Source organism: Rhizobium sp. 007 (assembly GCF_015353075.1).
GTDB lineage: Bacteria > Pseudomonadota > Alphaproteobacteria > Rhizobiales > Rhizobiaceae > Rhizobium.
Window position 1 is genome coordinate 2,144,232 of sequence record NZ_CP064187.1, and the last position, 23,407, is coordinate 2,167,638.

General features: G+C 60.8%; 21 protein-coding genes and 1 pseudogene. 11 read left to right on the forward strand and 11 right to left on the reverse strand.

The features are described 5' to 3' along the window. Positions 1-7: 7 nt before the first annotated feature. On the reverse strand, positions 8-748 hold the full coding sequence (locus ISN39_RS10865) for a ribonuclease (protein WP_074068947.1): 741 nt from the start codon (positions 746-748) through the stop codon (positions 8-10). Positions 749-897: 149 nt separating this feature from the next. Between ISN39_RS10865 and ISN39_RS10870 the strand changes: the two genes are divergently transcribed. Genes ISN39_RS10870 through ISN39_RS10885 form a run of 4 tightly spaced genes read left to right on the forward strand, consistent with a single transcriptional unit; the run spans position 898 to position 5,680 of the window. After that, a complete protein-coding gene (locus ISN39_RS10870; protein WP_194730052.1) occupies positions 898-1,827 on the forward strand; it encodes an alpha/beta hydrolase in 930 nt (309 codons plus the stop codon). A 14-nt stretch (positions 1,828-1,841) separates the two neighbouring features. Then, entirely contained in the window at positions 1,842-2,792 is a 951-nt protein-coding gene (locus tag ISN39_RS10875; RefSeq protein WP_194730053.1) for a DMT family transporter, read from the forward strand. An 18-nt stretch (positions 2,793-2,810) separates the two neighbouring features. Continuing rightward, positions 2,811-4,025: a CaiB/BaiF CoA-transferase family protein gene (locus ISN39_RS10880; protein ID WP_194730054.1), complete on the forward strand. Its 1,215-nt coding sequence runs from the start codon at positions 2,811-2,813 to the stop codon at positions 4,023-4,025. Continuing rightward, the gene (locus ISN39_RS10885; RefSeq protein WP_194730055.1) at positions 4,022-5,680 is read left to right on the forward strand and encodes a thiamine pyrophosphate-binding protein; all 1,659 of its coding nucleotides are present in this window, start codon (positions 4,022-4,024) and stop codon (positions 5,678-5,680) included. The genes ISN39_RS10880 and ISN39_RS10885 overlap by 4 nt, the downstream gene beginning before the upstream one ends. 40 nt (positions 5,681-5,720) lie before the next feature. Here the strand turns inward: ISN39_RS10885 and ISN39_RS10890 are convergent, their stop codons facing one another. The 3 genes from ISN39_RS10890 to ISN39_RS10900 all read right to left on the reverse strand — a co-directional run bounded on the left by ISN39_RS10890 (position 5,721) and on the right by ISN39_RS10900 (position 7,371). After that, the gene (locus tag ISN39_RS10890; protein ID WP_074068952.1) at positions 5,721-6,065 is read right to left on the reverse strand and encodes a RidA family protein; all 345 of its coding nucleotides are present in this window, start codon (positions 6,063-6,065) and stop codon (positions 5,721-5,723) included. Positions 6,066-6,121: 56 nt separating this feature from the next. Further along, positions 6,122-6,460, reverse strand: coding sequence for a TIGR01244 family sulfur transferase (locus ISN39_RS10895; RefSeq protein ID WP_074061771.1), 339 nt, complete (start codon positions 6,458-6,460; stop codon positions 6,122-6,124). A 71-nt stretch (positions 6,461-6,531) separates the two neighbouring features. Then, entirely contained in the window at positions 6,532-7,371 is an 840-nt protein-coding gene (locus ISN39_RS10900) for a DUF4432 family protein (RefSeq protein ID WP_194727516.1), read from the reverse strand. A 245-nt stretch (positions 7,372-7,616) separates the two neighbouring features. On the opposite strand from ISN39_RS10900, the gene ISN39_RS10905 reads away from it, so the two are divergent. After that, positions 7,617-8,996: a L,D-transpeptidase gene (locus tag ISN39_RS10905; RefSeq protein ID WP_194727517.1), complete on the forward strand. Its 1,380-nt coding sequence runs from the start codon at positions 7,617-7,619 to the stop codon at positions 8,994-8,996. 226 nt (positions 8,997-9,222) lie between these two features. On the opposite strand, the gene ISN39_RS10910 is transcribed toward ISN39_RS10905, so the two are convergent. The 6 genes from ISN39_RS10910 to ISN39_RS10935 all read right to left on the reverse strand — a co-directional run bounded on the left by ISN39_RS10910 (position 9,223) and on the right by ISN39_RS10935 (position 16,865). Continuing rightward, positions 9,223-9,936, reverse strand: coding sequence for a ParA family protein (locus tag ISN39_RS10910; RefSeq protein WP_074068955.1), 714 nt, complete (start codon positions 9,934-9,936; stop codon positions 9,223-9,225). Positions 9,937-10,168: 232 nt separating this feature from the next. Continuing rightward, positions 10,169-11,323, reverse strand: coding sequence for an iron-containing alcohol dehydrogenase (locus ISN39_RS10915; protein ID WP_194727518.1), 1,155 nt, complete (start codon positions 11,321-11,323; stop codon positions 10,169-10,171). Further along, positions 11,320-12,705: an aldehyde dehydrogenase family protein gene (locus tag ISN39_RS10920; protein ID WP_194727519.1), complete on the reverse strand. Its 1,386-nt coding sequence runs from the start codon at positions 12,703-12,705 to the stop codon at positions 11,320-11,322. The genes ISN39_RS10915 and ISN39_RS10920 overlap by 4 nt, the downstream gene beginning before the upstream one ends. A gap of 200 nt (positions 12,706-12,905) precedes the next feature. After that, a complete protein-coding gene (locus ISN39_RS10925; protein WP_194730158.1) occupies positions 12,906-14,276 on the reverse strand; it encodes a glutamine synthetase family protein in 1,371 nt (456 codons plus the stop codon). A 149-nt stretch (positions 14,277-14,425) separates the two neighbouring features. Further along, positions 14,426-15,973, reverse strand: a complete 1,548-nt coding sequence (locus tag ISN39_RS10930) for an amino acid permease (RefSeq protein ID WP_194727520.1) — start codon at positions 15,971-15,973, stop codon at positions 14,426-14,428. Between the two features lie 124 nt (positions 15,974-16,097). Continuing rightward, the gene (locus ISN39_RS10935) at positions 16,098-16,865 is read right to left on the reverse strand and encodes an N-formylglutamate amidohydrolase (RefSeq protein ID WP_194727521.1); all 768 of its coding nucleotides are present in this window, start codon (positions 16,863-16,865) and stop codon (positions 16,098-16,100) included. Between the two features lie 181 nt (positions 16,866-17,046). On the opposite strand from ISN39_RS10935, the gene ISN39_RS10940 reads away from it, so the two are divergent. The 6 genes and pseudogenes from ISN39_RS10940 to ISN39_RS36260 all read left to right on the forward strand — a co-directional run. Next, positions 17,047-17,919 (forward strand): MurR/RpiR family transcriptional regulator, encoded by an 873-nt coding sequence (locus tag ISN39_RS10940; RefSeq protein WP_074068961.1) that lies wholly within the window; start codon positions 17,047-17,049, stop codon positions 17,917-17,919. A gap of 190 nt (positions 17,920-18,109) precedes the next feature. After that, a complete protein-coding gene (locus ISN39_RS10945; protein ID WP_074068962.1) occupies positions 18,110-19,213 on the forward strand; it encodes an ABC transporter substrate-binding protein in 1,104 nt (367 codons plus the stop codon). Between the two features lie 74 nt (positions 19,214-19,287). After that, positions 19,288-20,181, forward strand: a complete 894-nt coding sequence (locus ISN39_RS10950; RefSeq protein ID WP_022714326.1) for an ABC transporter permease subunit — start codon at positions 19,288-19,290, stop codon at positions 20,179-20,181. Continuing rightward, entirely contained in the window at positions 20,178-20,963 is a 786-nt protein-coding gene (locus tag ISN39_RS10955; RefSeq protein WP_194727522.1) for an ABC transporter permease, read from the forward strand. The genes ISN39_RS10950 and ISN39_RS10955 overlap by 4 nt, the downstream gene beginning before the upstream one ends. Positions 20,964-20,969: 6 nt before the next feature. Continuing rightward, a complete protein-coding gene (locus ISN39_RS10960) occupies positions 20,970-22,031 on the forward strand; it encodes an ABC transporter ATP-binding protein (RefSeq protein WP_074068963.1) in 1,062 nt (353 codons plus the stop codon). A gap of 110 nt (positions 22,032-22,141) precedes the next feature. Then, positions 22,142-22,311, forward strand: a pseudogene (locus ISN39_RS36260) (MFS transporter); the annotation flags it as partial. 85 nt (positions 22,312-22,396) lie between these two features. Here ISN39_RS36260 and ISN39_RS10965 read toward each other — a convergent pair. After that, positions 22,397-23,398, reverse strand: a complete 1,002-nt coding sequence (locus ISN39_RS10965; protein ID WP_022714322.1) for an ABC transporter ATP-binding protein — start codon at positions 23,396-23,398, stop codon at positions 22,397-22,399. Positions 23,399-23,407: the final 9 nt, after the last annotated feature.

Genomic DNA, 23,407 nt, shown 5'->3' on the forward strand with positions numbered 1-23,407 from the left:
CAAACTCTCAGAACCCCGCAGCGTCGACAACACCTTCGTCGCAGCCGAAGGAGGTGCGGCCGGCGTTTTGCATGAGTTTTGCAAGCCCCGCACCGGCGCCGGCGGCCGAGCCCGCATCCTCCGACAGCCCGATCGTCAGCTCGCTGATCACGCGGACGCCGCCCGCGCGCCGGCAGCTCATCTTCACACGCTCGCCAGCGCCCGCCCCGAAGCTCTTGTCGAAAGCCGTCTTGATCTGATCGGCCTTGACGGTCTTGCCGACATTCGCGGCAAAGAGGTCGCGCACCGCCGAGCCGTTGAGGTCATCCATCAGGCGGATCGCCACGCCGAAATAATCGTCGGCGCTCATCTTCGTGCAGGTGCCGTGCTTCGTCCATTCATGACGTTCGAGGCCCGATTGCGTTCCGGGCATGGCCTTTGCAAGGGCTGACGCATTCTCAACCGTCAGCTTGACCTCCGGCAGCTTTTGCCAATCGCCTTCTTTGTCGACTGCCTGCAAGTCCTTCGATACACCGCAATAGTTCTGCCGCAGCGGCCACAGGCCGTGCAGCGAGAAATTCGTCGCGTCGAAGCGCTCCTTCGTCTGGCTGCTGCATTCCGGCTTCCTTTGGTTTGTCTGGCAGAATGCCGGCTGCCAACTTGCGGCAAGGATGAAGCGCGTTCCCCCTTCGCCTTCCTGGGCAACCGCAAAGCCAGCCAAAACCATTGACAGAACAAACGCCATCCAGCGCAGAAACACCCTGCTCATCGCCACTCCCCGCAGACAGAACAATTCAGGAACAAGTAAGCACGAAGCCCAAAACCCTGCAACCCTCACTCGCAGGAAATTCCACTGCAAACATGCGCCGGGATGTTGCATTTGGCTCGCGATCTGCTCTGTTGCAGCGGGAGGATGGAATGTTTTCGCAGACACAATGGCTTAAGACGCCCGAGGCGACGCTCGCCTTTCATCATGAGGCAGCCAGCGGTGGCCCGCGCGGCATCGTGCTGATCTCCCACGGACTTGCTGAACATTCGAAGCGCTACGCAGGCTTTGCCAAGGCGATGGCCGGGCGCGACTATCATGTCTATGCGCACGACCACCGGGGCCACGGCGAGACGGTGGCCGACGGCGCGCCGATCGGCCAGTTCGCCCGCCGCAACGGCGTGCAGCAGGTTCTTGCCGACATGGTCGCCATGCGGGACTATGCGGCAGGGTTCCATCCAAACCTTCCCGTGATCCTCTTCGGCCACTCCATGGGCGGGCTGATCGCGCTCAACGCTGCAGTAACCTATCCGGAAAAATTCGGTGCCCTCGCCGTGTGGAATTCGAACTTCGCTGTCGGTCTGACAGGCCGGGCCGCGCAAGCCATCCTGCTTGCCGAGAAAGCCCTGAAAGGTTCCGACGTTCCGAGCGGCCTGCTGCCGAAGCTCACCTTCGACACCTGGGGCAAATCCATCCCCGGCCACCGGACGGAATTTGACTGGCTCTCCCGCGATCCGGCCGAAGTCGACAAATATATCGCCGATCCGCTCTGCGGCTTCGATGCTTCCGTTTCGCTCTGGCTCGACATATTCGAACTCACCTTTCGCGCGCCGCAGAAGCGGCATCTCGACAGGCTGCGAAGGAACCTGCCAATCCACCTCGTCGGCGGCGGAAGGGATCCAGCGACCGATTTCGGAAAAGCGGTGATGTGGCTGTCAAACCATTTGAAACGGCACGGTTTCTCCCGTATCACGGCCGAAATATATCAGGAGAAGCGGCACGAGACGCTGAACGAGATCGGCGCCGAAGCGGCGATTTCGGCCTTTGCCGATTGGTGCGATGAAGCAACCGCAAGATCCTGACCAGCGGACCGGAAATGAACAGCGCAATAACGAAGAATAGCTCCTCCGAAGTCAGCATGGGCCTGATGCTCATGTTTATTTCGGTGCTCGTATCGCCTCTGATCGATATTTTCTCCAAGCTTGCCATCACGACGATTCCGTCTGCGGAGATCACCGCAGCACGTTTTGCCATACAGGCTCTCTGCATGCTTCCGATCGTGATCTGGCGCAAAAAACTGACGGATTCGTCATGGAGGCAGAGCCTCTTCCACGCGATCCGCGGCGCCATCATTACCATTTCGATGATCTCGTTCGTCACCACGCTGAAATACATGGCGGTCGCAGATGCGATCGCGATCTTCTTCGTCGAACCCATCATCCTCACCATTCTGAGCAGCCTATTTCTCGGCGAGACGATCGGCTGGCGGCGCTACACAGCCTGCGGCGTCGGTTTCTTCGGCGCGATACTGGTCATTCAGCCGAGCTTCCAGGAAGTCGGCTACGTGGCGCTGTTGCCGGTCGTCAGCGCAGTCTGCATCGCCATCTCCGCAATGATGAACAGGGCGCTGGCGCAGCGCGAGGACCCGTGGGTGATGCAGTTTCACATGGGCTTGTGGGGTCTGCTCTTTTGCGGTGTCCTGCTTTTCTTCGCCCGTGGAAGCGGCTCGGATGTGTTCGAACCGGTAATGCCAACCATGATAGGCCTCGTCTGGCTCCTCGGCGTCGGCGTAACGGCCGCGATCGCCAGCATCCTCGGCGTCTATGCCTACCGCTCCGCACCCGCCTCCACTTTGGCGCCGCTGCAATATTTCGAGATCGTCTCGGCCACGATCTTCGCATGGCTGGTTTTCGGCGATTTTCCCGACGCCATCAAATGGCTGGGCATTCTCATCATCATCGCATCCGGACTTTACATCATCTGGCGCGAGCGCCGCTTTGCATCCAAACCCGTATCCGATACATCTGAGGCAACGCGGGCACCATGATCCGTTCTTGGGAGGAACATGACGGACAGTCGTAAGAAACCGCCGCTTGCCGGCATCAGGGTGATCGAGCTCGCCCGCGTCCTGGCAGGCCCCTGGGCCGGGCAGATGTTGGCCGATCTCGGCGCAGACGTCATCAAGGTCGAAAATCCGGACGGCGGCGACGATACGCGGCAATGGGGGCCTCCCTTCGTCGAGGGCGGCGACGGCGAAAACCTTTCAGCTGCCTATTATCACTCCGCCAATCGCAACAAGCGCTCTGTCACGGCCGATTTGAAGACCGAGGAAGGCCAGTCGCTGGTGCGACGGCTCGCGGCAACGGCCGATGTCCTGATCGAGAATTTCAAGCTCGGCGGCCTCGTCAAGTACGGCCTCGACTATGAGAGCCTGCGCAAGATCAATCCGAAGCTCGTCTACTGCTCCATCACCGGCTTCGGCCAGTCTGGCCCCTATGCCAGCCTCGCGGGCTATGATTACATCGTCCAGGGCATGTCCGGCTTCATGTCGATCACCGGCGAGCCGGATCGCCAGCCGATGAAAGCAGGCGTCGCCATCGCCGATATCTTCACCGGCATCTATGCCGTGGCGGCGATCGAGGCAGCCCTCATCCATGCGCTGAAAACCGGTGAAGGCCAGCTTGTCGATATGGCGCTGCTCGACGTGCAATCCGCCGTGCTCGCCAATCAAAACATGAACTATCTGGTCTCCGGCCGCGCGCCGGCGCGGCTCGGAAATGCCCATCCGAATATCTCTCCTTATGAGGTCGTGCCGAGCGCGGACGGTTACCTGATCCTTGCCGTCGGCAATGACAACCAGTTCCGGCGTCTCTGCGTGATCCTCGGCCTCGATGGCATCGCCGGCGACGAGCGCTTTTCGACCAACAAGGCCCGCGTCGTCAACCGCGACGAGGTGCGCCGCCTGATCTCGACCGAGACGTTGAAATGGCAAAAAGCCGACTTGCTGAAAGCCTGCGAAGAAAATGCCGTGCCAGCCGGCGCGATCAACACGATCGAGGAGATGTTCGCCGATCCGCAGATAAAGGCGCGCGGACTGCGCATCGATCTGCCGGATGCGGCAGGAAACGTGATCCCCGGCGTGAGGACGCCGGTTGTGCTCTCCGAAACGCCCCTGCGTTACGAGAGGCCGGGCCCTCGGCTGGGCGAGCATCAGGAAGAGGTTCTGGCTGAGCTCGAGGCATTGGAGCGCGCCGAACGGGAGGGGAAATCCGCACTATGAAGAAGACCGGCGGCGAGCTGATTGTCGAAGCGCTGAAGGCAAACGGGGTCAAGCGACTTTCCTGCGTGCCCGGGGAAAGCTTCCTCGCCGTGCTGGACGCGCTTTATGACACCGATATCGAAGTGATCGTCTGCCGTCAGGAAGGCGGTGCCGCGATGATGGCCGATTGCTGGGGCCGGCTCACCGGCGAACCCGGCATCTGTATGGTCACCCGCGGGCCTGGCGCCACCAACGCCACGGCGGGCCTGCATATCGCCAGGCAGGATTCGATCCCGATGATCCTCTTCATCGGTCAGGTCCAGCGCGATGCCCGCGAGCGCGAAGCCTTCCAGGAGGTCGAGTTCCGCCGCGCGCTGACCGAATATGCCAAATGGGTCGGCGAAATCGACGATGCGGCGCGCATTCCCGAATTCGTGACCCGCGCCTTTGCCATTGCCACCTCCGGCAGGCCCGGGCCTGTCGCGCTGTCACTGCCCGAGGACATGTTGCGCGACGAAGTAGACGCGCCGCGCGCGAAGCCTTATGCCCGCGTTCCCGCTCATCCCGGGCGCCGTCAGGTCGACGATTTCTACATGCGGCTGCTGAAGGCCGAACGGCCGATGGTCATACTCGGCGGCACACGCTGGGATGCAGATGCGGTTGCCGATTTCCGCGTCTTTGCCGAACGCTTCAAGCTGCCGGTCGGCTGTTCCTTCCGCCGCCAGATGCTCTTCGATCACCTTAGCCCGGGCTATGCCGGTGATGTCGGCATCGGCATCAATCCGGTGCTGGCCAAGGAGATCAAGGAGAGCGATTTGCTCATCCTGCTCGGCGCCCGGATGTCGGAAATGCCGTCGTCAGGCTATACGCTGGTCGACGTCCCCTACCCGGCGCAATCGCTCGTCCACATCTATCCCGACCCGTCCGAACTTGGCCGCATCTACCGTCCGGACCTTGCGATCTGCGCATCGCCGCAGGACTTCGTCGCCGCCCTTACCGATCTCGAAGCGCCTGCCGAACCGCGCTGGGCGGAACGGACGCAGCATATGCACCAAGCCTATCTTGCCTGGTCGAGGCCGCCGCAAACGGGCCCCGGCGCCGTTCACATGGGACCGATCATGGAATGGATCGAGGGCAACACGAAGGCCGACACGATCTTCACCAATGGTGCCGGCAACTATGCCACCTGGCTGCACCGCTTCCATCGCTTCAGGCAGTTCAATACGCAGGCGGCCCCCACATCCGGCTCGATGGGTTACGGCCTGCCGGCTGCCGTGGCCGCCAAGCGGCTTTTTCCGGAGCGCGAAGTCATCTGCTTTGCCGGCGACGGCTGCTTCCTGATGCACGGGCAGGAATTCGCCACCGCCGTCCGCTACGACCTCCCAATCATCTCTCTCGTCATCAACAACGGCATCTACGGCACGATCCGCATGCATCAGGAACGTGACTATCCCGGCCGTGTCAGCGGTACGGATCTCACCAATCCGGATTTCGCGGCCCTTGCCCGCGCCTATGGCGGCCATGGTGAAACGGTGGAGAAAACCGAGGACTTCGCGCCTGCTTTTGAGCGGGCCCGCGCCAGCGGCAAGCCTTCGATCATCGAGGTGAAGCTCGATCCCGAGGCGATCACGCCGACACGCACGCTTACCGAAATCGCGCAAACAAAAAGCCGGTGAGCGAACCCACCGGCTTTGAACCTGGCAAATGGCGCCGATCTTAGTCGATTGCGGCGATGACGATGAACTCGACCTTGTACTTCGGTGCGGCGAGCTTGGCCTCGCTGGTGGCGCGTGCCGGCGTGTTCTTCGGGTCGACCCAGGCTTCCCAGGCAGCATTCATTTCCGCAAAGTAGGAAATGTCGGAGAGATAGATCAGCGTCTGCAGAATCTTCGACTTGCTGGAACCTGCAGCAGCAAGCAGACGATCGACTTCGGCAAGCGCCGACTTGCACTGATCGGTCACGGTCTCGCCTTCGCCGACCTGACCGGCGAGATAGACGGTGTTGCCGTGGATGACCGCGCCGCTCATGCGGGCGCCGACGTCGATACGCTTGATGCTCATGATGTTCTCCTGAGTTTTATGAAATAAAGGGCACGGCCGAAAGCCGCGCCAAAAGATCAGCCGCGAATATGATGGGTCTTCTGATAGATCGCGGTAGAGCGTGCGCCGGAACGGCAATAGCCGAGCATCGGGCGCGGAAATTCGTCGAGTGCGTCGACCATGCCTTGCACGGCTTCCTCCGTCACGCCCATCGCGCCGACGGGCACATGCGCGATGTCGAGGCCGAGTTCCTTGGCGCGGGCTTCGATCACCGAAAACGGCGTCTGGTCCGGGCTTTCCTGGTCCGGGCGATGGCAGACGATCGACTTGAAGCCCATCGCCTTGATCTGGTCGAGATCTTCCAGCGTGATCTGGCCGGATACCGAATATTCGTCGTCGATCTGGCGGATGTCCATCGCGCGTTCCTCCTGAAAATCAATGGCAGAAGCTCTACGATGCGGGACCGGAAGCGTCAACAACAGTTCGCTCAGAGGAAGGCGAAGCGAAGCCCATAGCTGCGGCTCTCGCCCGGCTGCAGCATGTTGAACTCGCCGCCTGCTTGAAGCTCGCGACGCGAGACCCAGCGATGCGAAACCGGTTCGATGCCGAAAACGTCCGCCGGCGTCTTCTGGTTCCGCCAGACCTGCAGGTGCGGCAGCGTATCCGCGCGGAAACGCACGCACAGCGTCTTGCCGCTTGCGGCTTTCATCGGACCGAGCCGGACTTCGGCAAAGCCATCCGTCACGGCCGGGGCCTCGACGCAAAAGAGGCCGCCAAGCTCTTCGCCGAAGGTCCATGGAAAACCACCGCCTTCGAGCATCGTCCCTTCCAGGCGCGTACCGGCATCGAGCCATTTGCCGCCGGTATTCATGTGGTACATCAGGAAGGTCGGCACCGCCTGATCGCTGGTGTTGACGACCCTGTCGTCCAGCGAGACCTCCCCCGTCGCGCCGTCGATGCGCCAAAGCCGTTCGATCCGCTGCGGCAATCCTTCGACGGTAACGATATCGATGTGGGCGCAGCACTCGGCATTGCCGTTTTCGAATTTGGTCCAGAGAACCTTGGCCGGATGACCGGAGGCCGAACCGTGCAGCGGGTAGACCTTGCCATCCGTGCGCCCCCTGATCGGCTCGCGATGGCGGATATGATCCGGACCGCAGGTGAAGAGAAAGCCTTCGAGCGAGTGGTCGATACGCGAATCGCCGTCGTCAGGAATGGCGCGCTTCGGCGCGATATCGACGCCGTCGACGATGCATCCGCCGATATCCATCACCGATGTTTCGTCCAGCATCAGGCGCGGCCCCTTGGCGGCGGCAAACTCGATCATTGCAATTCCTCCCGATCTTAAAGCTGCCGTAGGGTTAGGATCCGTCCGCACATACGTCAATCGCGGCAAACCTGTTGCGCACAACCGGCGATGCGCCATGGAACCCGCTTGCCAAACCAAACGTTTTGCCTCAGGCAGAAAGCACGGTAATTTTCATCTTTTCTTTAGTACGAATTCATAAATTCCACACTAGCGTCAAAATTCGCAGGTGTGTGTCGGCCAAATCACTGTTCGAGGTGTAAGACGTGAATCGCTTTTTGAAATCGGGGATGTCCCTCGCCGCAGTCGTGCTGGCCCTTGCCGCTGCCGCACCGGTTGCCGACGCGCAGCAGTACGGCCGCCGCCAGCGCGATGTCGTGATGGTGACTCCCGACGGTGCGATCATCGATTACATTCCGCCAGGCGCCGACGTCTATTATTCGCGGGATCGCAACGGCAACCGCGTCCTGCTCGATGGTTACGGCAACGTCGTCGCGACGGAAATGCGCGGCAGCGGCTATTATCCGCGCCCCCCTGCCCGCGAAGCCCATAACAATGACCCCTACTACCCGGACAACAGCTACGGCAGCACGCGTTATGTGGAGCGCGGCGCCGTGACCGGCTCGATCCCGCGCGATGCGGAAATCCAGCGCGATCCACTTTACGATCAGCCCTATCCGGATGCCAACGGGGAAAGCTACCCGCAGAACGAGGACTATGCGTCGATTGAACCGGATCAGCCGTTCCCGGGCGACATGCAACCGAAGCTGCCCTCAGAACCGGTCATCACGCTCCAGGGAAAATCGAAGCCTGAGATCGTCGCCATCCAGGTCTTCCTCGACCGCGCGGGCGTTTCTCCGGGCGTCATCGATGGCCACATGGGGTCCAACGTCACCAAGGCGATCTATGCCTATGAGCAGATGACCGGCGAAAAGCTCGACCCCAACAATACCGAAGCGATCCTCGAGCAGCTGCGCCTGTCGGGCGGATTACCCGTCACCAGCTACACGATCACGCCGGCAGATGCCGCCGGGCCTTATGTGGCCGCGATTCCGGAAGACTACTCGCAAAAGGCGCTTCTGCCTTCGATGGCCTACACCTCGACGACCGAAATGCTTGCCGAGCGCTTCCACATGGACGAAGCCTTCCTCAGGGAAATGAACCCGGGCGCAGACTTCACCGTGCCCGGCACGATCATCAAGGTCGTCAATGCCGGGCAAGCCAAGACCGGCGCCGTCGCGAAGATTCTCGCGGACAAGGCCAAGAAGCAGGTCTTCGCCTATGACGCTGCTGGAAATCTCGTCGCCGCCTATCCCGCCTCGATCGGCTCCAGCGATACCCCTTCGCCCTCCGGCCTCGTCAACGTGGAACGCGTCGCTCTGAACCCCGGCTATACCTACAACCCGAAGATCAACTTCCAGCAGGGCGCAAACGACCGCATCCTGAATATCCCACCTGGCCCGAACGGTCCCGTCGGCACGGTCTGGATCGCCCTTTCAAGGCCGACCTACGGCATTCACGGCACGCCGGAACCATCCAAGATCGGCCGCACCCAGAGCCACGGCTGCATCCGTCTGACGAACTGGGATGCCACGGAGCTCGCCAAGATGGTAAGGCCCGGCGTGACAGTCGAGTTCGTCGATTGAATCCGCTGCCCCTCCGCCTGCCGGCACCTTTTCACCTTTCTGACGGGGAGAAGGGAGATATGCGGCATCTTCTCCGTTTCTCCTGGCCATTTCGCGAGCGGTTCCTCGCGCCGTTCACCGGGAGATGGTTAGGGTGAGCGCGTCCGCCACGACACAAGTTTGAGCCGAGCCCAAACAAAAAAACCGCCGGATCGCTCCGGCGGTCGGTTCAAATCATCCCCAATATTCAAGCCGCCGAACGGATCAGTGGTCCGGTTGTCCGGGCGCAAGCGGCTAGCTTGGCCGGCACCTTGCGAATGATTTCCTCGGCAAAACAGAGCGCATTCTCGCAGGCCTTCTCCAGATTGGAAACCCGCATCGGGTCCATATCGTGCAGCGTGCCGCCGCAATCGAAGATGTCGCGGAATGCCGCACGCTCGATGATCGCCGTATCGAGGACCGGAACGTTCCGCTCGTTGAGCAGCGCCTTGACGAGTTGCAGTGCACGGGTGGTCACCATTGAATTGACACGGGTAAGCACCACCGAATGGCCGATCTTGATGCCCGCCTTCTCATCCAGATACTGCAGCAATTCCAGCACCTGCGCCCCGCCGCGCGCATCCATGGCACAGCCCTGGATCGGGATCAGCACATGGTCGGAGAGGCCGATTGCGGTGGCCAGCAGCGGATTGCGGGCGCCCGGCAGGTCGATGATAAAGTAGTCCGTGGAATGCTTGTTCTCGCTGATGTGCTGCGGAAGCGAGGCGGACGTCACGAAGTCGATGACCTGAATATTCGCCACATGGCCGGAAATCTCGTGCCAGCGGGAAATCCAGTGCTGAGGATCGGCATCGAGAATGGTGATGCGGTAACCTTTGCGGGCAAGTTCCGTCGCGAGCAGAAGGACGGCCGTGGTCTTGCCTGCCCCGCCCTTGGTGTTTGCAAATGTGATGACTGGCATGTTCGATCCTCGAAGGGAAATATCGCGAGCCGGATATCGCTCTCTTTGCGCACTTTCGGCTTCATCGTGCGGTTAACGTATCCTTTCCGATGATGGTTAACAAAATCCAAACAAACGCGCCGAAATTGCAGCCCGCATTTTTCACATCCCTAAAAGTTGGGATGCCGGAAAACGAAAAAAAGCCCGGAAAGCTTGGGCTTTCCGGGCAAGTTTTGACGGTCCGCCTTTTTGATCAGAAGCAGTCTTTGAAAAGCGTCTTGGTATTTTCGAGCGTCATCGGGACGGGATTGCCGCCCGCGCTCGGGTCTTCGATTGCCATCGCCGAGAGCGCGTCGATCCGGTCCGGTGCGATTCCCATGGCCGAAAGGCTTTCCGGAACCCCGAGTTCAAAGCGAAGCTTCAGCACGTAATCATAGAAACCGTCGAAGCCGCCGGAGATGCCGAGATAGGCCGCAGCGCGTGCGATCTTCTCTTCGATCGCTGCGCGGTTGAAGCGCAGCACCGCCGGCATCACGACGGCATTGGTCATGCCGTGATGCGTGTTGTAGACGGCGCCGATCGGATGCGACAGCGCATGGATGGCGCCGAGGCCCTTCTGGAAGGCGACAGCGCCCATGGCGGCAGCCGCCATCATGTTGGCGCGGGCTTCGAGGTCGGTCCCTTCCTTATAGGCACGTGGCAGGAATTCCTTGACGAGGCGCATGCCTTCCAGCGCGATACCGGCAGACATCGGATGATAGAAGGGCGAGGAATAGGCTTCCAGGCAATGCGCAAAAGCATCCATGCCGGTCCCGGCGGTGATGATCTTCGGCATGCCGACGGTCAGCTCCGGATCGGCAATGACGACGCCCGGCAGGAATTTTGGATGGAAGATGATCTTCTTTACATGCGTTGTGGAATTGGTGATGACGCTGGCGCGGCCGACTTCCGAGCCAGTGCCGGCCGTCGTCGGCACCGCAACGATCGGCGCAATGCCCTCGACGCTCGCACGCGTCCACCAGTCCCCAATATCCTCGAAATCCCAGACCGGACGCGTCTGGCCGGCCATGAAGGCGACGCACTTGCCGAGATCGAGGCCCGAACCGCCACCGAAGGCGACGACGCCGTCATGGCCGCCGTCCTTGAAAGCCTTCACGCCGGCATCGAGGTTCATCTCGTTCGGGTTCGGATCGACGTCTGCGAAGATCGCGCGGCCGAGGCCTGCATCTTCCAGGATGTCGAGCGCATTCTTGGTAATCGCCATCGAGGCCAGGCCGCGATCGGTAATCAGCAGCGGCTTCTTCATGCCAAGGCTCTTGCAGGCGTCCGCCAGCTCCTTGATGCGGCCGCGGCCGAGCTTGACGGCTGTCGGATAGCTCCAGTTGGCTGTGATATTGCTGCTGCTCATGCTGTGACTTTCTTGAGGTGATAAGATTTCGGGCGCGTCAGATTGTGGAAGCCAATGATCGACAGCGAGCCGCCGCGGCCGGTTTCCTTGACGCCGGTCCAGCAAAGCGCCGGATCGAGGTAATCGGCACGGTTCATGAAGACGGTGCCGGTTTCGATTTCGCGGCCGAGCCGTCCTGCCCGCTCAGGGTCCTTCGTCCAGAGCGAAGCCGTCAGCCCGTACTGGCTGTCGTTCATCAGCGCGATGGCTTCGGCATCGTTCTTGACCTTCATGATGCCGACGGCCGGGCCGAAGGTTTCTTCGCGCATGAAGGCCATCGAGTGATCGACATTGACCAGAATCTGCGGCGCGAGATAGGCTCCGCCGTCATCTTGCGGGAAGAGCTTCGGATCGATTAGCGTCCTGGCACCCTTCGAGACGGCATCGGCGATCTGCTCGCGCACGACTTTGGCGAAACGCTTGTTGGCCATTGGACCGAGCGAGGTTTCCGGATCGAGCGGATTGCCGAGTTTGTAATTGGAAACCCAGGCGACCGACTTCTCGACGAAGCTGTCATAGAGCGACTCGTGCACATAGATACGCTCGATGCCGCAGCAGCATTGGCCGGAATTGTAGGTCGCGCCATCCATCAGCGTATCGACGGCCGCATCGAGATCGGCGTCTTCCATGACGTAGCCCGGATCCTTGCCGCCGAGCTCGAGGCCGAGGCCTGTAAAGGTGCCGGCTGCAGCCCGCTCCATGGAACGCCCACCTTCGACCGAACCCGTGAAGTTGATGAAATTGAAGCTTCCTGCCGCAATCAGCGCCGAGGTCGTTTCGTGATCGAGGAACACGTTCTGGAAGACATCCTCCGGAACACCTGCCTCGACAAAAGCCTGAACCAGCCGCTCGCCCACCAGAAGCGTCTGCGATGCGTGTTTCAGGATAACGGTATTGCCTGCCATCAGCGCCGGAGCGATGGTGTTGATCGCCGTCATATAAGGGTAGTTCCACGGGGCGATCACGAAAACGACGCCATGCGCTTCACGCTCGATACGGCGCTCGAACTTGTCGCTCTCTTCGACAACAAGCGGCGCCAGCGCGTCGGCAGCGATCGACGCGACATAGTTGGAACGCTCGTTGAAGCCCCGATATTCGCCGCCATACTTGACCGGCCGACCCATCTGCCAGGCGAGCTCCGGCACGACGAGATCGGACATCTCGTTGAGCCGCGCGACGCCTTTGAGCACAAGCTGCACGCGCTCCTCCAGCGGCCGCTTCGCCCAGGCCGTCTGCGCCTTGCGGGCGCGGGCGACAACGTCCTTAGCCGCCTCTAGCGAGAGCGCCGAGCGCTCTGCGAAAACCGATCCGTCGACCGGCGAAATGCATTGGATCATAGTCATGATCGAATCCTGCCTTTGTATTCTTCAAATCTCTTCGGGCACCAGCCCCTCATCCGCCGGCCGACACCTTCTCCCCGCAAGCGGCGCGAAGGAAGTATGCCGCACCGGTCTCGTCAATCGCAACGCCCCTTAGGGCAAGTCCCCTCGCCCCCTCAAAGCGGGTCAGGGTGAGGGAGAGCAACGACAGACCGCAAAATGCCTTACGCCCTTTCAAAGCCTCTCGCCACTTCCCAATCCGTCACGCGGCGGTCGTATTCCTCCTGCTCCCATTCGGCAGCGCGCGTGTAATGGTCGATGACGTCGTTGCCGAAAGCCTTCCGCAGCATCTTCGATTCCGTCATGGCGACCGTCGCGGCACGAAGCGTGTGTGGAATCTCGCGGATATCGCGCGCGCCATAGGCGTCGCCGACGAATGGCGCTTCGAGTTCGAGCCTGTTCTCAATCCCCTCGATGCCAGCCGCCAGCAGTGCTGCAAAGGCGAGATACGGATTGAGGTCCGAACCGCCGACGCGGCATTCGATCCGGATCGCTTTGGTTTCGTCGCCGCACAGGCGGTAGCCGGCGGTGCGGTTGTCCTTGCTCCAGATCGCCTTCGTCGGCGCGAAGGTGCCGGCCATGAAGCGCTTGTAGGAATTGATATAGGGCGCCAGGAAATAGGTGATCTCGCTCGCGTGGGCGAGAAGGCCGGCCACGTAGTTTCGCATCAACGGCGACATTCCGTATGTACCCTTCTCATCGAAGAATAGCGGCGTCTTGCCGTCGGCGCTCCAGAGCGACTGATGGATATGAGAGGAGCTCCCGGCCGACGTATAGCTCCATTTGGCGAGGAAGGTGATCGCCTTGCCCTTCGACCAGGCGATTTCCTTGCAGCCGTTCTTGATGATGGCGTGCCGGTCAGCCATCGTCAGCGCGTCGGCGTAGCGCACATTGATTTCCTCCTGCCCCGCCGAAGCCTCACCCTTGGAATTCTCGACCGGAATGCCCGCACCCTGCAAACCGGTACGAATCGCCCGCATCACATCCTCTTCCTTGGTCGTCTGGAAGATGTGGTAGTCCTCGTTGTAGGCGCTGGCGAGCTTGAGATTGCGGTAGCCGGCGGCATGCGCAGCCTCATAGGTCTGGTCGAAGAGGAAGAATTCGAGCTCGGATGCCATGAAGGCCTTCATGCCCATGTCTTCGAGGCGCTTGACCTGCTTCTTCAGGATGGCGCGCGGCGAATGCGGCACCTCTTCGTGCGTGTGATGGTCAAGCAGATCGCAAAGGACCAGTGCCGTTCCTTCGAGCCAGGGAATGCGGCGCAGCGTCGAAAGGTCCGGTTTCATCGTGTAGTCGCCGTAACCCTTCTCCCAGCTCGTCGCCTTGTAGCCGGAGACGGTTTCCATCTCCATGTCGGTCGCGACCAGATAGTTGCAGCTATGCGTTTCCTTCCAGGCGCTTTCGAGGAAATATTCCGCCTGGAAGCGCTTGCCCATCAAGCGGCCCTGCATGTCCACCTGGCAAGCGAGAACGGTATCGATGCGCCCTTCGGCCACGTCCTTCTTGAGATCATCGAAAGTATAGCTGTTGCTCATCATTTATCCGCCTGAAATCTGGATTGGAAACTCGGGGCAATGAAACGGCATGCAGGGGCCGCCATGACCGACCAGATGCCTTTTCGTTGAACCGGTGATGGGGCCGCGCGAACGGCGGCCCCGCCATTTGAGAGGGAAGCTCGGTTTTCTTACGCTTCGCCAACGGCCTTTTCGGCAGCCGCGATTTCAGCCTGGCGCTTGGCGACTTCCTCGCCGATCGGCGGGCCCTTGAAGCGGCGCTTTTCGAAGCCGTACCAGACGACGCCAGTCACAATAAGGAAGCCGACGGTGATGTAGAGTGCCCAGTCATTCGGCGGCTGGATGCCGAGAACGAAAATAAGCACCATTGCAATGATCGAGAGCACGGCAAAGAGCTTGAACATCGCCTCGCCGAGGTTCCACGGCCCCATCTTGTCCCACTTCGACGTACCCCAGGCGAAGAGGCCGAGCGTGATCGGGATCGCGAAGGAGAAGAAGAGGAAGATGACGGTGCACGAAACGACGATGGTATAGACCGGCGTTTCGCCGATCGAAACGAGCGACGAACCCCACACGAAGAGGACGGCGAGGATAGAACCCGTCCAGATCGCGGCAACCGGCGTGCGGTGCTTCGGGCTGACCTTCGACAGTGCCTTGGATGCCGGCAGACCGCCGTCACGCGAGAAGGCGAAGATCATGCGGGAAACCGAGGTGACCGTTGCGAGGCCGCACAGCCACTGGCTAATGAAGATGGCGAGGTAGAGCAGATCCTTGACGATCGGGTTCACCTGGCTGTCCATCGCCCAGAAGAACACGTTCCAGCCCTGCTTGGCAGCTTCGTCCATGCTGGGCAGCATCAGAACGAATGAGCAAAGCATGATGTAGCCGAAGAGCGCCGACCAGAGCACGGAGGAAATCATGCCGCGCGGCACGGAATGCGCCGCCTTTACGGTCTCTTCCGACGTATGCGCTGACGCGTCATAGCCGGTGATCGTGTAGATCGGCAGCAGGAGGCCGAGCAGGAACACCCAGGTAGCGGACGTCGCCGGCCACACGTTGCCGCCGGTTTCGCCCGAATAGTTGGAGAAGGTGAAGAGACGGCCGAACTCGTAGGACGGAGCAGCGATCAGGCAAACCGCGGCAAGCGCGATTGCCGTCGCGAAGATCAGGTAGCCAGAGAAGTCCGTGAGCTTGGCGGTCAGGCCGATGCCCATATGGTTCACGAGCGCCTGCGCACCGGTGATGATGATCAGGAAGACGATGCGAACGAATGTCGTGTCCGTCAGCCCGAGATAGCTCGTGCCGAAGGAGCCCATGAAGAAGTAGTACGTACCGACGTTGATGGCACCGAGCACCGTCACGAGGCCGAGCAGGTTGAACCATGCGGTCAGCCAGCCGGTGAAGCGGTTGCCGAGGATGGAACCCCAGTGGTAGAGGCCGCCCGCGGTCGGATAGGCGGAGCTGATCTGCGCCATCGCAACGGCGAAGACGAGCGAAATGAAGCAGCCGAGTGGCCAGCCGATGCCGATCGCAGCACCACCCGCGCCGGCAGTCGCCTGCGCCAGCGAATTGATGCCGCCGGAAAGGATGCAGATGATCGAGAAGGAGACGGCAAAGTTCGAGAACGAGCTCATCCGCCGTTCCAGTTCCTGGGCATAGCCCATCGAATGCAGGATGCTCATATCCTGCTTCTTATCAAGTTCGGTATAGTCCGACATGACTTCCCCCTGTTTGACGATCGGCAGCGGAATTGCCGCAGATCCAGTGCCAAAGTTGCCCGCTGGCTTTCGCCATACGGACAGATCGCAGTTAGACTGCTCCCTGGGGTCTTTTCTTTTATGGTCAGGCTTCCAGGCTTTGCTGGAGGAGCCCTGTCAGATAGTCGGCCATGACCCCTTGGCCGGCATCGTCGCTGATAAGGTCGTTGCGGACCTCGATCATTACATTGCGGAGCCCGTTCGAGAGCCCGTGCAGGATCAGCGTGTGCGTCACGCCGTCCTCAGGGCCATAGGGCTCGTTGCGTTCGGTTTTGTAGAGCGGCGCGTCAGCCGCCCCTGCCAACATGCTGTCTGCCAGCCGGCTGTCAGCATCGTGCAGGATGCCGAGCTCGACGGCACGCTCCTTGCCATTATAGACCGGCGTGAAACTGTGAACAGTGACGATGACCGTCTCGTGCCCCTGCGCCTGACGGTCCTTGATGAGACGGCTTACTGCATCGTGGAAAGGAAGATACAGCGCTTCGGTACGGGCCTGCCGCTCCTTTGCGCTCAGACTCTGATTGCCGGGGATGGCATAGATTTCGCTCTTCTCGGGCATTGCGCCCGGCGATTCCGGCGGGCGGTTGCAGTCGTAGATCAGGCGAGAGAAGCGCTGAAAGACGAGTGGTGCGTCAAGCGTCGTCGAGATGCCGCGTGCAACGGCCAAAGCGCCTGGATCCCAGGCGATGTGGCTATTCAACGCTTCTTCGGAAAGGCCGAGATTGCCGAACTGCTCGGGCAGCGCTCGCGAGGCATGTTCGCAGATGACCAGCAACGGGCTCTTGCCGTGCAGCCGCTCGATGCCGACGCAGTCTCCATCCGCTTCGCTTAGAATCTTGAGCTGAGTGAGCACCTACCCGCGCCTGCCCTTCCCTTAATAAAATCTTTACAAGAAAAGAATTCTTCAGTCTTCGGGCGGTGTCAAGCGCGCTCTGAAAATTTCTTTTCATGACAGTGGTTGACATGGATTGTGACAGCGTTGTTAACTTTGAGTGGGAAAGTGGCACAAGACCAATCCCGGGGAGCAAGATCGCGTGAGCGCTGCGTCGAAGACGGTTTCGGACGTCATCCATTCGCATTTCGAAGCGCTGACGCGCGCCGAGAAGCAATTGGCCGAGAGTCTGCTGGATAACTATCCCGTTTCAGGGCTGGGCAGCATCACCACGATTGCCGAGAACGCCGGCGTCTCGACGCCCACCGTCGTCCGCATGGTCCAGAAGCTTGGCTTCAAGGGTTACCCGGATTTCCAGGCGCATCTGCATCAGGAGGTCGAAGCGACGATCTCCAATCCGATCGCCAAGCACGACCGGTGGGCTTCCAATGCGCCGGGCACCCATATCCTCAACCGTTTTGCCGATGCCATCATCGCCAATCTGCGCCAAACGCTGAGCGGTCTCGACACCGCGACCTTCAACAGCGCCGCTGCCCTGCTTTCGGATCGCAAGCGCGGCCTTTATTTCGTCGGCGGTCGCATCACGGGCGCGCTTGCCGAATACTTCTTCACCCACATGCAGGTCATCCGGCCGAATACCGCCCTCTTGTCGTCCAACTCGTCGAGCTGGCCGCAGTATGTTCTCAACATGAATGCCGGCGACCTGCTGATCATCTTCGACATCCGCCGCTATGAGCAGGAGATGGTGAGCCTTGCCCAGGCGGCCCGCACGCGCGGCGCCGAAATCATCGTCTTCACGGACCAATGGGGATCGCCGGCGGCAAAGCTTGCGAGACACGCCTTCCGCGTCCAGATCGAGGCACCGTCGGCTTGGGATTCCTCGGTCGTTACGCTCTTTATCGTCGAAGCGCTCATCGAAGCGGTCCAGAATACCACCTGGGACGAGACGAAGGAGCGCATGAAAACACTGGAGGGCCTGTTCGAACAGACCAAGCTCTTCCGAAAACCCGGCTAGGAGGAGAGGCAGGAACGAACAAAAACAATGAGGCTGCGTGAAGGAAATAGAACTGCGTGTCGCAGACGAAACAGAGTTCGAGAAATACTGGGAATCATAAGAAAAACGAACGTCACGCGACCGTCATACAAGCTTCATGCAACGCCAGTAACAGCATCGCCAGACCACTGAAAACCGAAGGAGAACAACAGTGATCTCTAACATTTCTCGACTGCTCTCGCTTTCTACTGCGATCGTCGTAGCTTCGACTGCGATTGCCGCAGCAGAACCGAGCGCCGAACTCATCGCTGCCGCCAAGAAGGAAGGCACGCTGACGACCATCGCTCTCCCGCACAACTGGTGCGGCTATGGCGACGTCATTGCCGGCTTCAAGGCCAAGTATGGCATCGAAGTCAACGAACTGAACCCGGACGCAGGTTCGGGCGACGAAATCGAAGCAATCAAGGCCAACAAGGGCAACACCGGCCCGCAGGCTCCGGACGTCATCGACGTCGGCCTCTCCTTCGGCCCGTCGGCCAAGGCTGAAGGCCTCATCCAGCCCTACAAGGTCTCCACCTGGGATTCCATTCCGGACTCCGCCAAGGACGCCGACGGCTTCTGGTACGGCGACTACTACGGCGTTCTTTCGTTCGTCGTGAACACCGACATCGTCAAGAACGTCCCGAAGGATTGGGCCGACCTGAAGAAGTCCGAGTATGCCAATACCGTTTCGCTCGCTGGCGATCCGCGCGCTTCCAACCAGGCTGTTCAAGCCGTCTACGCCGCTGGTCTTGCTGCGGGCGAAAAGGATGCCACGAAGGCTGGCGAAGCAGGTCTTGCTTACTTCGCAGAGCTCAACAAGGCCGGCAACCTCGTTCCGGTCATCGGCAAGTCCGCGTCGCTGGCTCAGGGTTCCACCCCGATCATCGTCGCCTGGGACTATAACGGCCTCTCCTGGCGCGACAGCCTCAACGGCAACCCACCGGTTGAAGTCGTCGTTCCGGCCTCGGGCGTCGTTGCCGGTGTCTACGTTCAGGCGATCTCCGCCTTTGCTCCGCACCCGAATGCTGCCAAGCTCTGGATGGAATACCTCTATTCCGACGAAGGTCAGCTCGGCTGGCTGAAGGGCTATTGCCACCCGATCCGCTTCAACGACCTTGCACAGAAGGGCCTGATTCCGAAGGAACTGCTCGACAAGCTGCCGCCGGCTGAAGGCTATGCCAAGGCTATCTTCCCGACGCTCGACGAGCAGGCCGCAGGCAAGACCGCCATCACCACCAAGTGGGACAGCGTCGTCGGCGCCAACGTTCAGTAAGGCATGACATCCGGCCTCCCCGCCCTTATAGCGGGGAGGCATTTTCTTTCACTCCGACGCCCCCGGATGAGCGCATGAGCACCGTTTCAACGCCTATGGCGAGCACCGCCCCCCTGATCAATAAGGATCGCGTGATCGACTGGCTGGGTATCGCGCCCTTCGTCATCTTCGCTCTGCTGTTTCTGATCATCCCCACGCTTTATCTCGTCGTCGGCGCCTTCCTCACGCCGGAAGGCGAATTCACGTTCAAGAACATCGGCGATCTCTTCACGCCGTCGATCATGAGCGCCTATTGGATCAGCATCCGCGTATCGGTGGCTTCCGCTCTCGGCGGTGCGCTGATCGGCTTCTTTCTCGCCTGGGCAGTCGTCCTCGGGGGGCTGCCCTCCTCTGTCCGCTCGACACTTTTGACCTTCTCCGGCGTCGCATCGAACTTCGCCGGCGTGCCGCTTGCCTTCTCGTTCCTGGCAACGCTCGGCCGCACCGGCCTCGTCACCATCTTCCTGCGCGACTGGTTCGGCTTCAATCTCTACGGCACCGGATTCAACCTTTTATCCTTCTTCGGCCTCACCATCACCTACATGTACTTCCAGATCCCTCTGATGGTGCTGATCCTGACGCCGGCGCTCGACGGCATGAAGAAGGAATGGCGCGAGGCCGCTGAAATCCTCGGCGCCACGAACCGCCAGTACTGGACGATGGTCGCCCTGCCGATCCTCTGGCCGAGCCTGCTCGGCACGACGCTGCTGCTCTTTGCAAACGCCTTCGGCGCCATCGCCACAGCCTATGCGCTGACAGGAAGCTCCCTGAACATCGTTCCGATCCTGCTTTACGCGCAGATCCGCGGCGATGTTCTTCACAACCCGAACCTCGGCTACGCGATCGCGCTCGGCATGATCGTCATCACCGGCGTCTCCAACGTCCTTTACCTGATGCTGCGCATGCGCGCCGAACGGTGGCAGAAATGAAAGCTCAACGTCTCGGCGCCTGGATCGCCATCTTTTTGGGTGCGTCCTACTTCATCATTCCGCTGATCGGCACCATCGAGTTTTCGCTGCGCATGCGCCGCGGCGTATACAGCTTCGATGCCTATCAGTCGGTCTTTTCGGACATCCAGTTCCGCGAGACCTTCGGCTATTCCATGCTGATGGCCCTCTTGACAATCGTCTTCGGCATGCTGCTCGTCGTGCCGACGGCCTATTGGGTTCGCCTGCGCCTGCCACAGATGCGCCCGATCGTGGAATTCTTGACGCTGCTGCCGCTGGTTATCCCGGCGATCGTCATCGTCTTCGGCTATCTGCGCATGTACAATTCGTCGTCGGTCCTGCCGTTGACGGGTTCTACGACAGGTACGAACATCCTGCTTGTCTGCTCCTACATCACGCTGTCGCTGCCCTACATGTATCGAGCGGTCGATACCGCCATGCGCGCCATCGACGTCCGCACGCTGACAGAGGCGGCCGAAAGCCTCGGTGCCAGCTGGCCGACCATCATGTTCCGCTGCATCTTCCCGAACGTCATGAGCGGCGTGCTATCCGGCGCCTTCATCACGCTGGCGATCGTCATGGGCGAATTCACGATGGCTGCCCTCCTCAACCGGCCGGCCTTCGGGCCTTATCTGCAGCTCGTCGGCGCCAACAAGGCTTACGAGCCGTCGGCGCTCGCCGTCATTGCATTCTCCATCACATGGCTCTGCATGGGTCTGCTCAACCTCATCTCCCGCTTCCAAAAATCCGCCCCCGCAAGGTAACTGGCCATGTCATTCCTCACGCTGACCAATCTTCAGAAGTCCTTCGGCCAGGTTCAGGTCGTCCATAATTTCAACATGAGCATCGAGAAGGGGGAATTCGTCTCCTTCCTCGGGCCGTCGGGCTGCGGCAAGACCACGGTGCTGCGCATGATCGCCGGCTTCGAGACGCCGACCGGCGGCAGCCTGTTCATCAACGGCAAGGATCAGCGCCCGCTGAAGCCGAACCAGCGCAACATCGGCATGGTCTTCCAGGCTTACGCGCTTTTCCCGAACATGAACGTGCACGACAACGTCGCCTTCGGTCTCAAGGTTGCGGGCATGCCGAAGGCCGACATCGATGCGCGCGTGAAGGAAATGCTGGGCCTCATCCGCCTCGACCATCTCGCTGATCGCTTCCCCTACCAGATGTCCGGCGGCCAGCAGCAGCGCGTGGCGCTTGCCCGCGCGCTTGCCGTCAAGCCGCAGGTTCTGCTGCTCGACGAACCGCTCTCCGCGCTCGATGCGAAGATCCGCGTGTCGCTGCGCGAAGAGATCCGCCTCATCCAGCAGAAGCTCGGCATCACCACCATCTTCGTAACGCACGACCAGGAAGAGGCGCTCTCGATCTCCGACCGTATTGTCGTCATGAATGCCGGCAAGGCGGATCAGATCGGCACACCCTTCGAGGTCTACAACACGCCCGCAACCCGTTTCGTCGCTTCCTTCGTCGGCACGCTGAACATGATCGAGGCGAAGGTCGTCGATCCGGCGGCAAACCGCATCCAGATCGGCGACCAGGGCGTGACGCTCAAGCAGTCGCTCGCAGCCTACAAGGCGGGCGAGACCGTTTCGCTGGCGCTTCGTCCGGAAGCGGGCTCGCTTTCCGACAGCGTCAAGAGCGATACGGCGCTGACCGGTCAGGTCATCTCCGCCCACTTCCTCGGCTCCGTCATCCGCACCCGCATGAATGTCGGCGGCAACGTCATTTCCTTCGACATGTTCAACAGCCCGGGCGTCACCCCGCCGCAGGCAGGCGAAACCGTCACGCTCCGCTTCATGGCCGCCGACCTGCTCGTCGTCCGCGATTGATCTTGCTTGAATAATCGGACAAGGGCGCCATTCTCCGTGGCACCTTTTTCTCGATGCTGCTGGCCTGGATCCTGTCGGCCGGGATCGTCGTCACCACGCGGATGGCCGCGACCAACGCGATCTTCGGCGGCCTCACCCCGCTTGTGGTCGCGTCATTGCTGCCGATCAATCCGATGGCGCGTGCCTATTACCTGCTCTTCATCGCCGTACTGGCCTTCATCCTCGGACTTTACCTGATGCAAAGGGCGACAGCGTCGAAGCCGATATCGGCATCGAGGAGCGAACGGAGCGGCTGGCGCAGAAGGCGCGAGGAAGATCCGTATGGCGCGAGGGTGCGGCAGGAGGCCGCGCCCCTCCCGTCGCCCTTACCGTATCGCCTGCTCGTTTTCATCGAAGCGATGCATATGCGCCTTGTCCGGCGTCGCATAAACAATCTCGTCCGGCTCGTACTTGTGTTCGCCAAAGAGGCGCGCCGTCAGCAGGCCGCACTGGTCGGTCTCCAGATAGACGATCGTATCGGCGCCGAGATGCTCGACATGCACGATTTTCGCCTTCCAGGTCCCCTGCTCGCGTGAAAGCGTCAGATGCTCGGGACGAACACCGATCGTCCTCGCCTCCTTGTCGCTGAGCTTTTCTGCCGGGATAAAGTTCATCATCGGCGAGCCGATGAAGCCAGCGACGAAGACGTTGGCCGGACGATTGTAGAGTTCCATCGGCGAACCGACCTGCTCGATCGCACCGGCGTTCAGCACGACGATCTTGTCGGCCAGCGTCATCGCCTCGACCTGGTCGTGGGTGACGTAGATCATCGTCGCCTTCAGGCTGCGATGCAGGCGGGCGATCTCCAGGCGCGTCTGGACGCGCAGCGCCGCATCGAGATTGGAAAGCGGCTCGTCAAAGAGGAAAAGTTCCGGTTCGCGCACGATGGCGCGGCCGATCGCGACGCGCTGGCGCTGACCGCCGGAGAGCTCGGCCGGCCGGCGCGCGAGATAAGGCCCCAGCGACAGCATCGATGATGCCTTGCCGACGCGCGTCTCGATCTCGTCCCTCGGCATTCCGGCCTGCTTCAGGCCGAGTCCCATGTTGTCCTTCACGGTCAGGTGGGGATAGAGCGCGTAGGATTGGAAGACCATGGCGATACCGCGCTTGGCGGGCGGCGTCAGCGTCTCGTCCTTGCCGTTGATGAGGACGGCGCCGGAGGTCACGTCTTCGAGACCGGCGATGCTGCGCAGCAGGGTCGATTTTCCGCAGCCAGACGGTCCGACGAAGATGACGAATTCGCCGTCCCTGACCTCAAGGTCGATGCCCTTCAGCACCTCATGCGTGCCATAGGTCTTGCGTATGGATTTGAGTTGAAGCGATCCCACTAGTCGTTC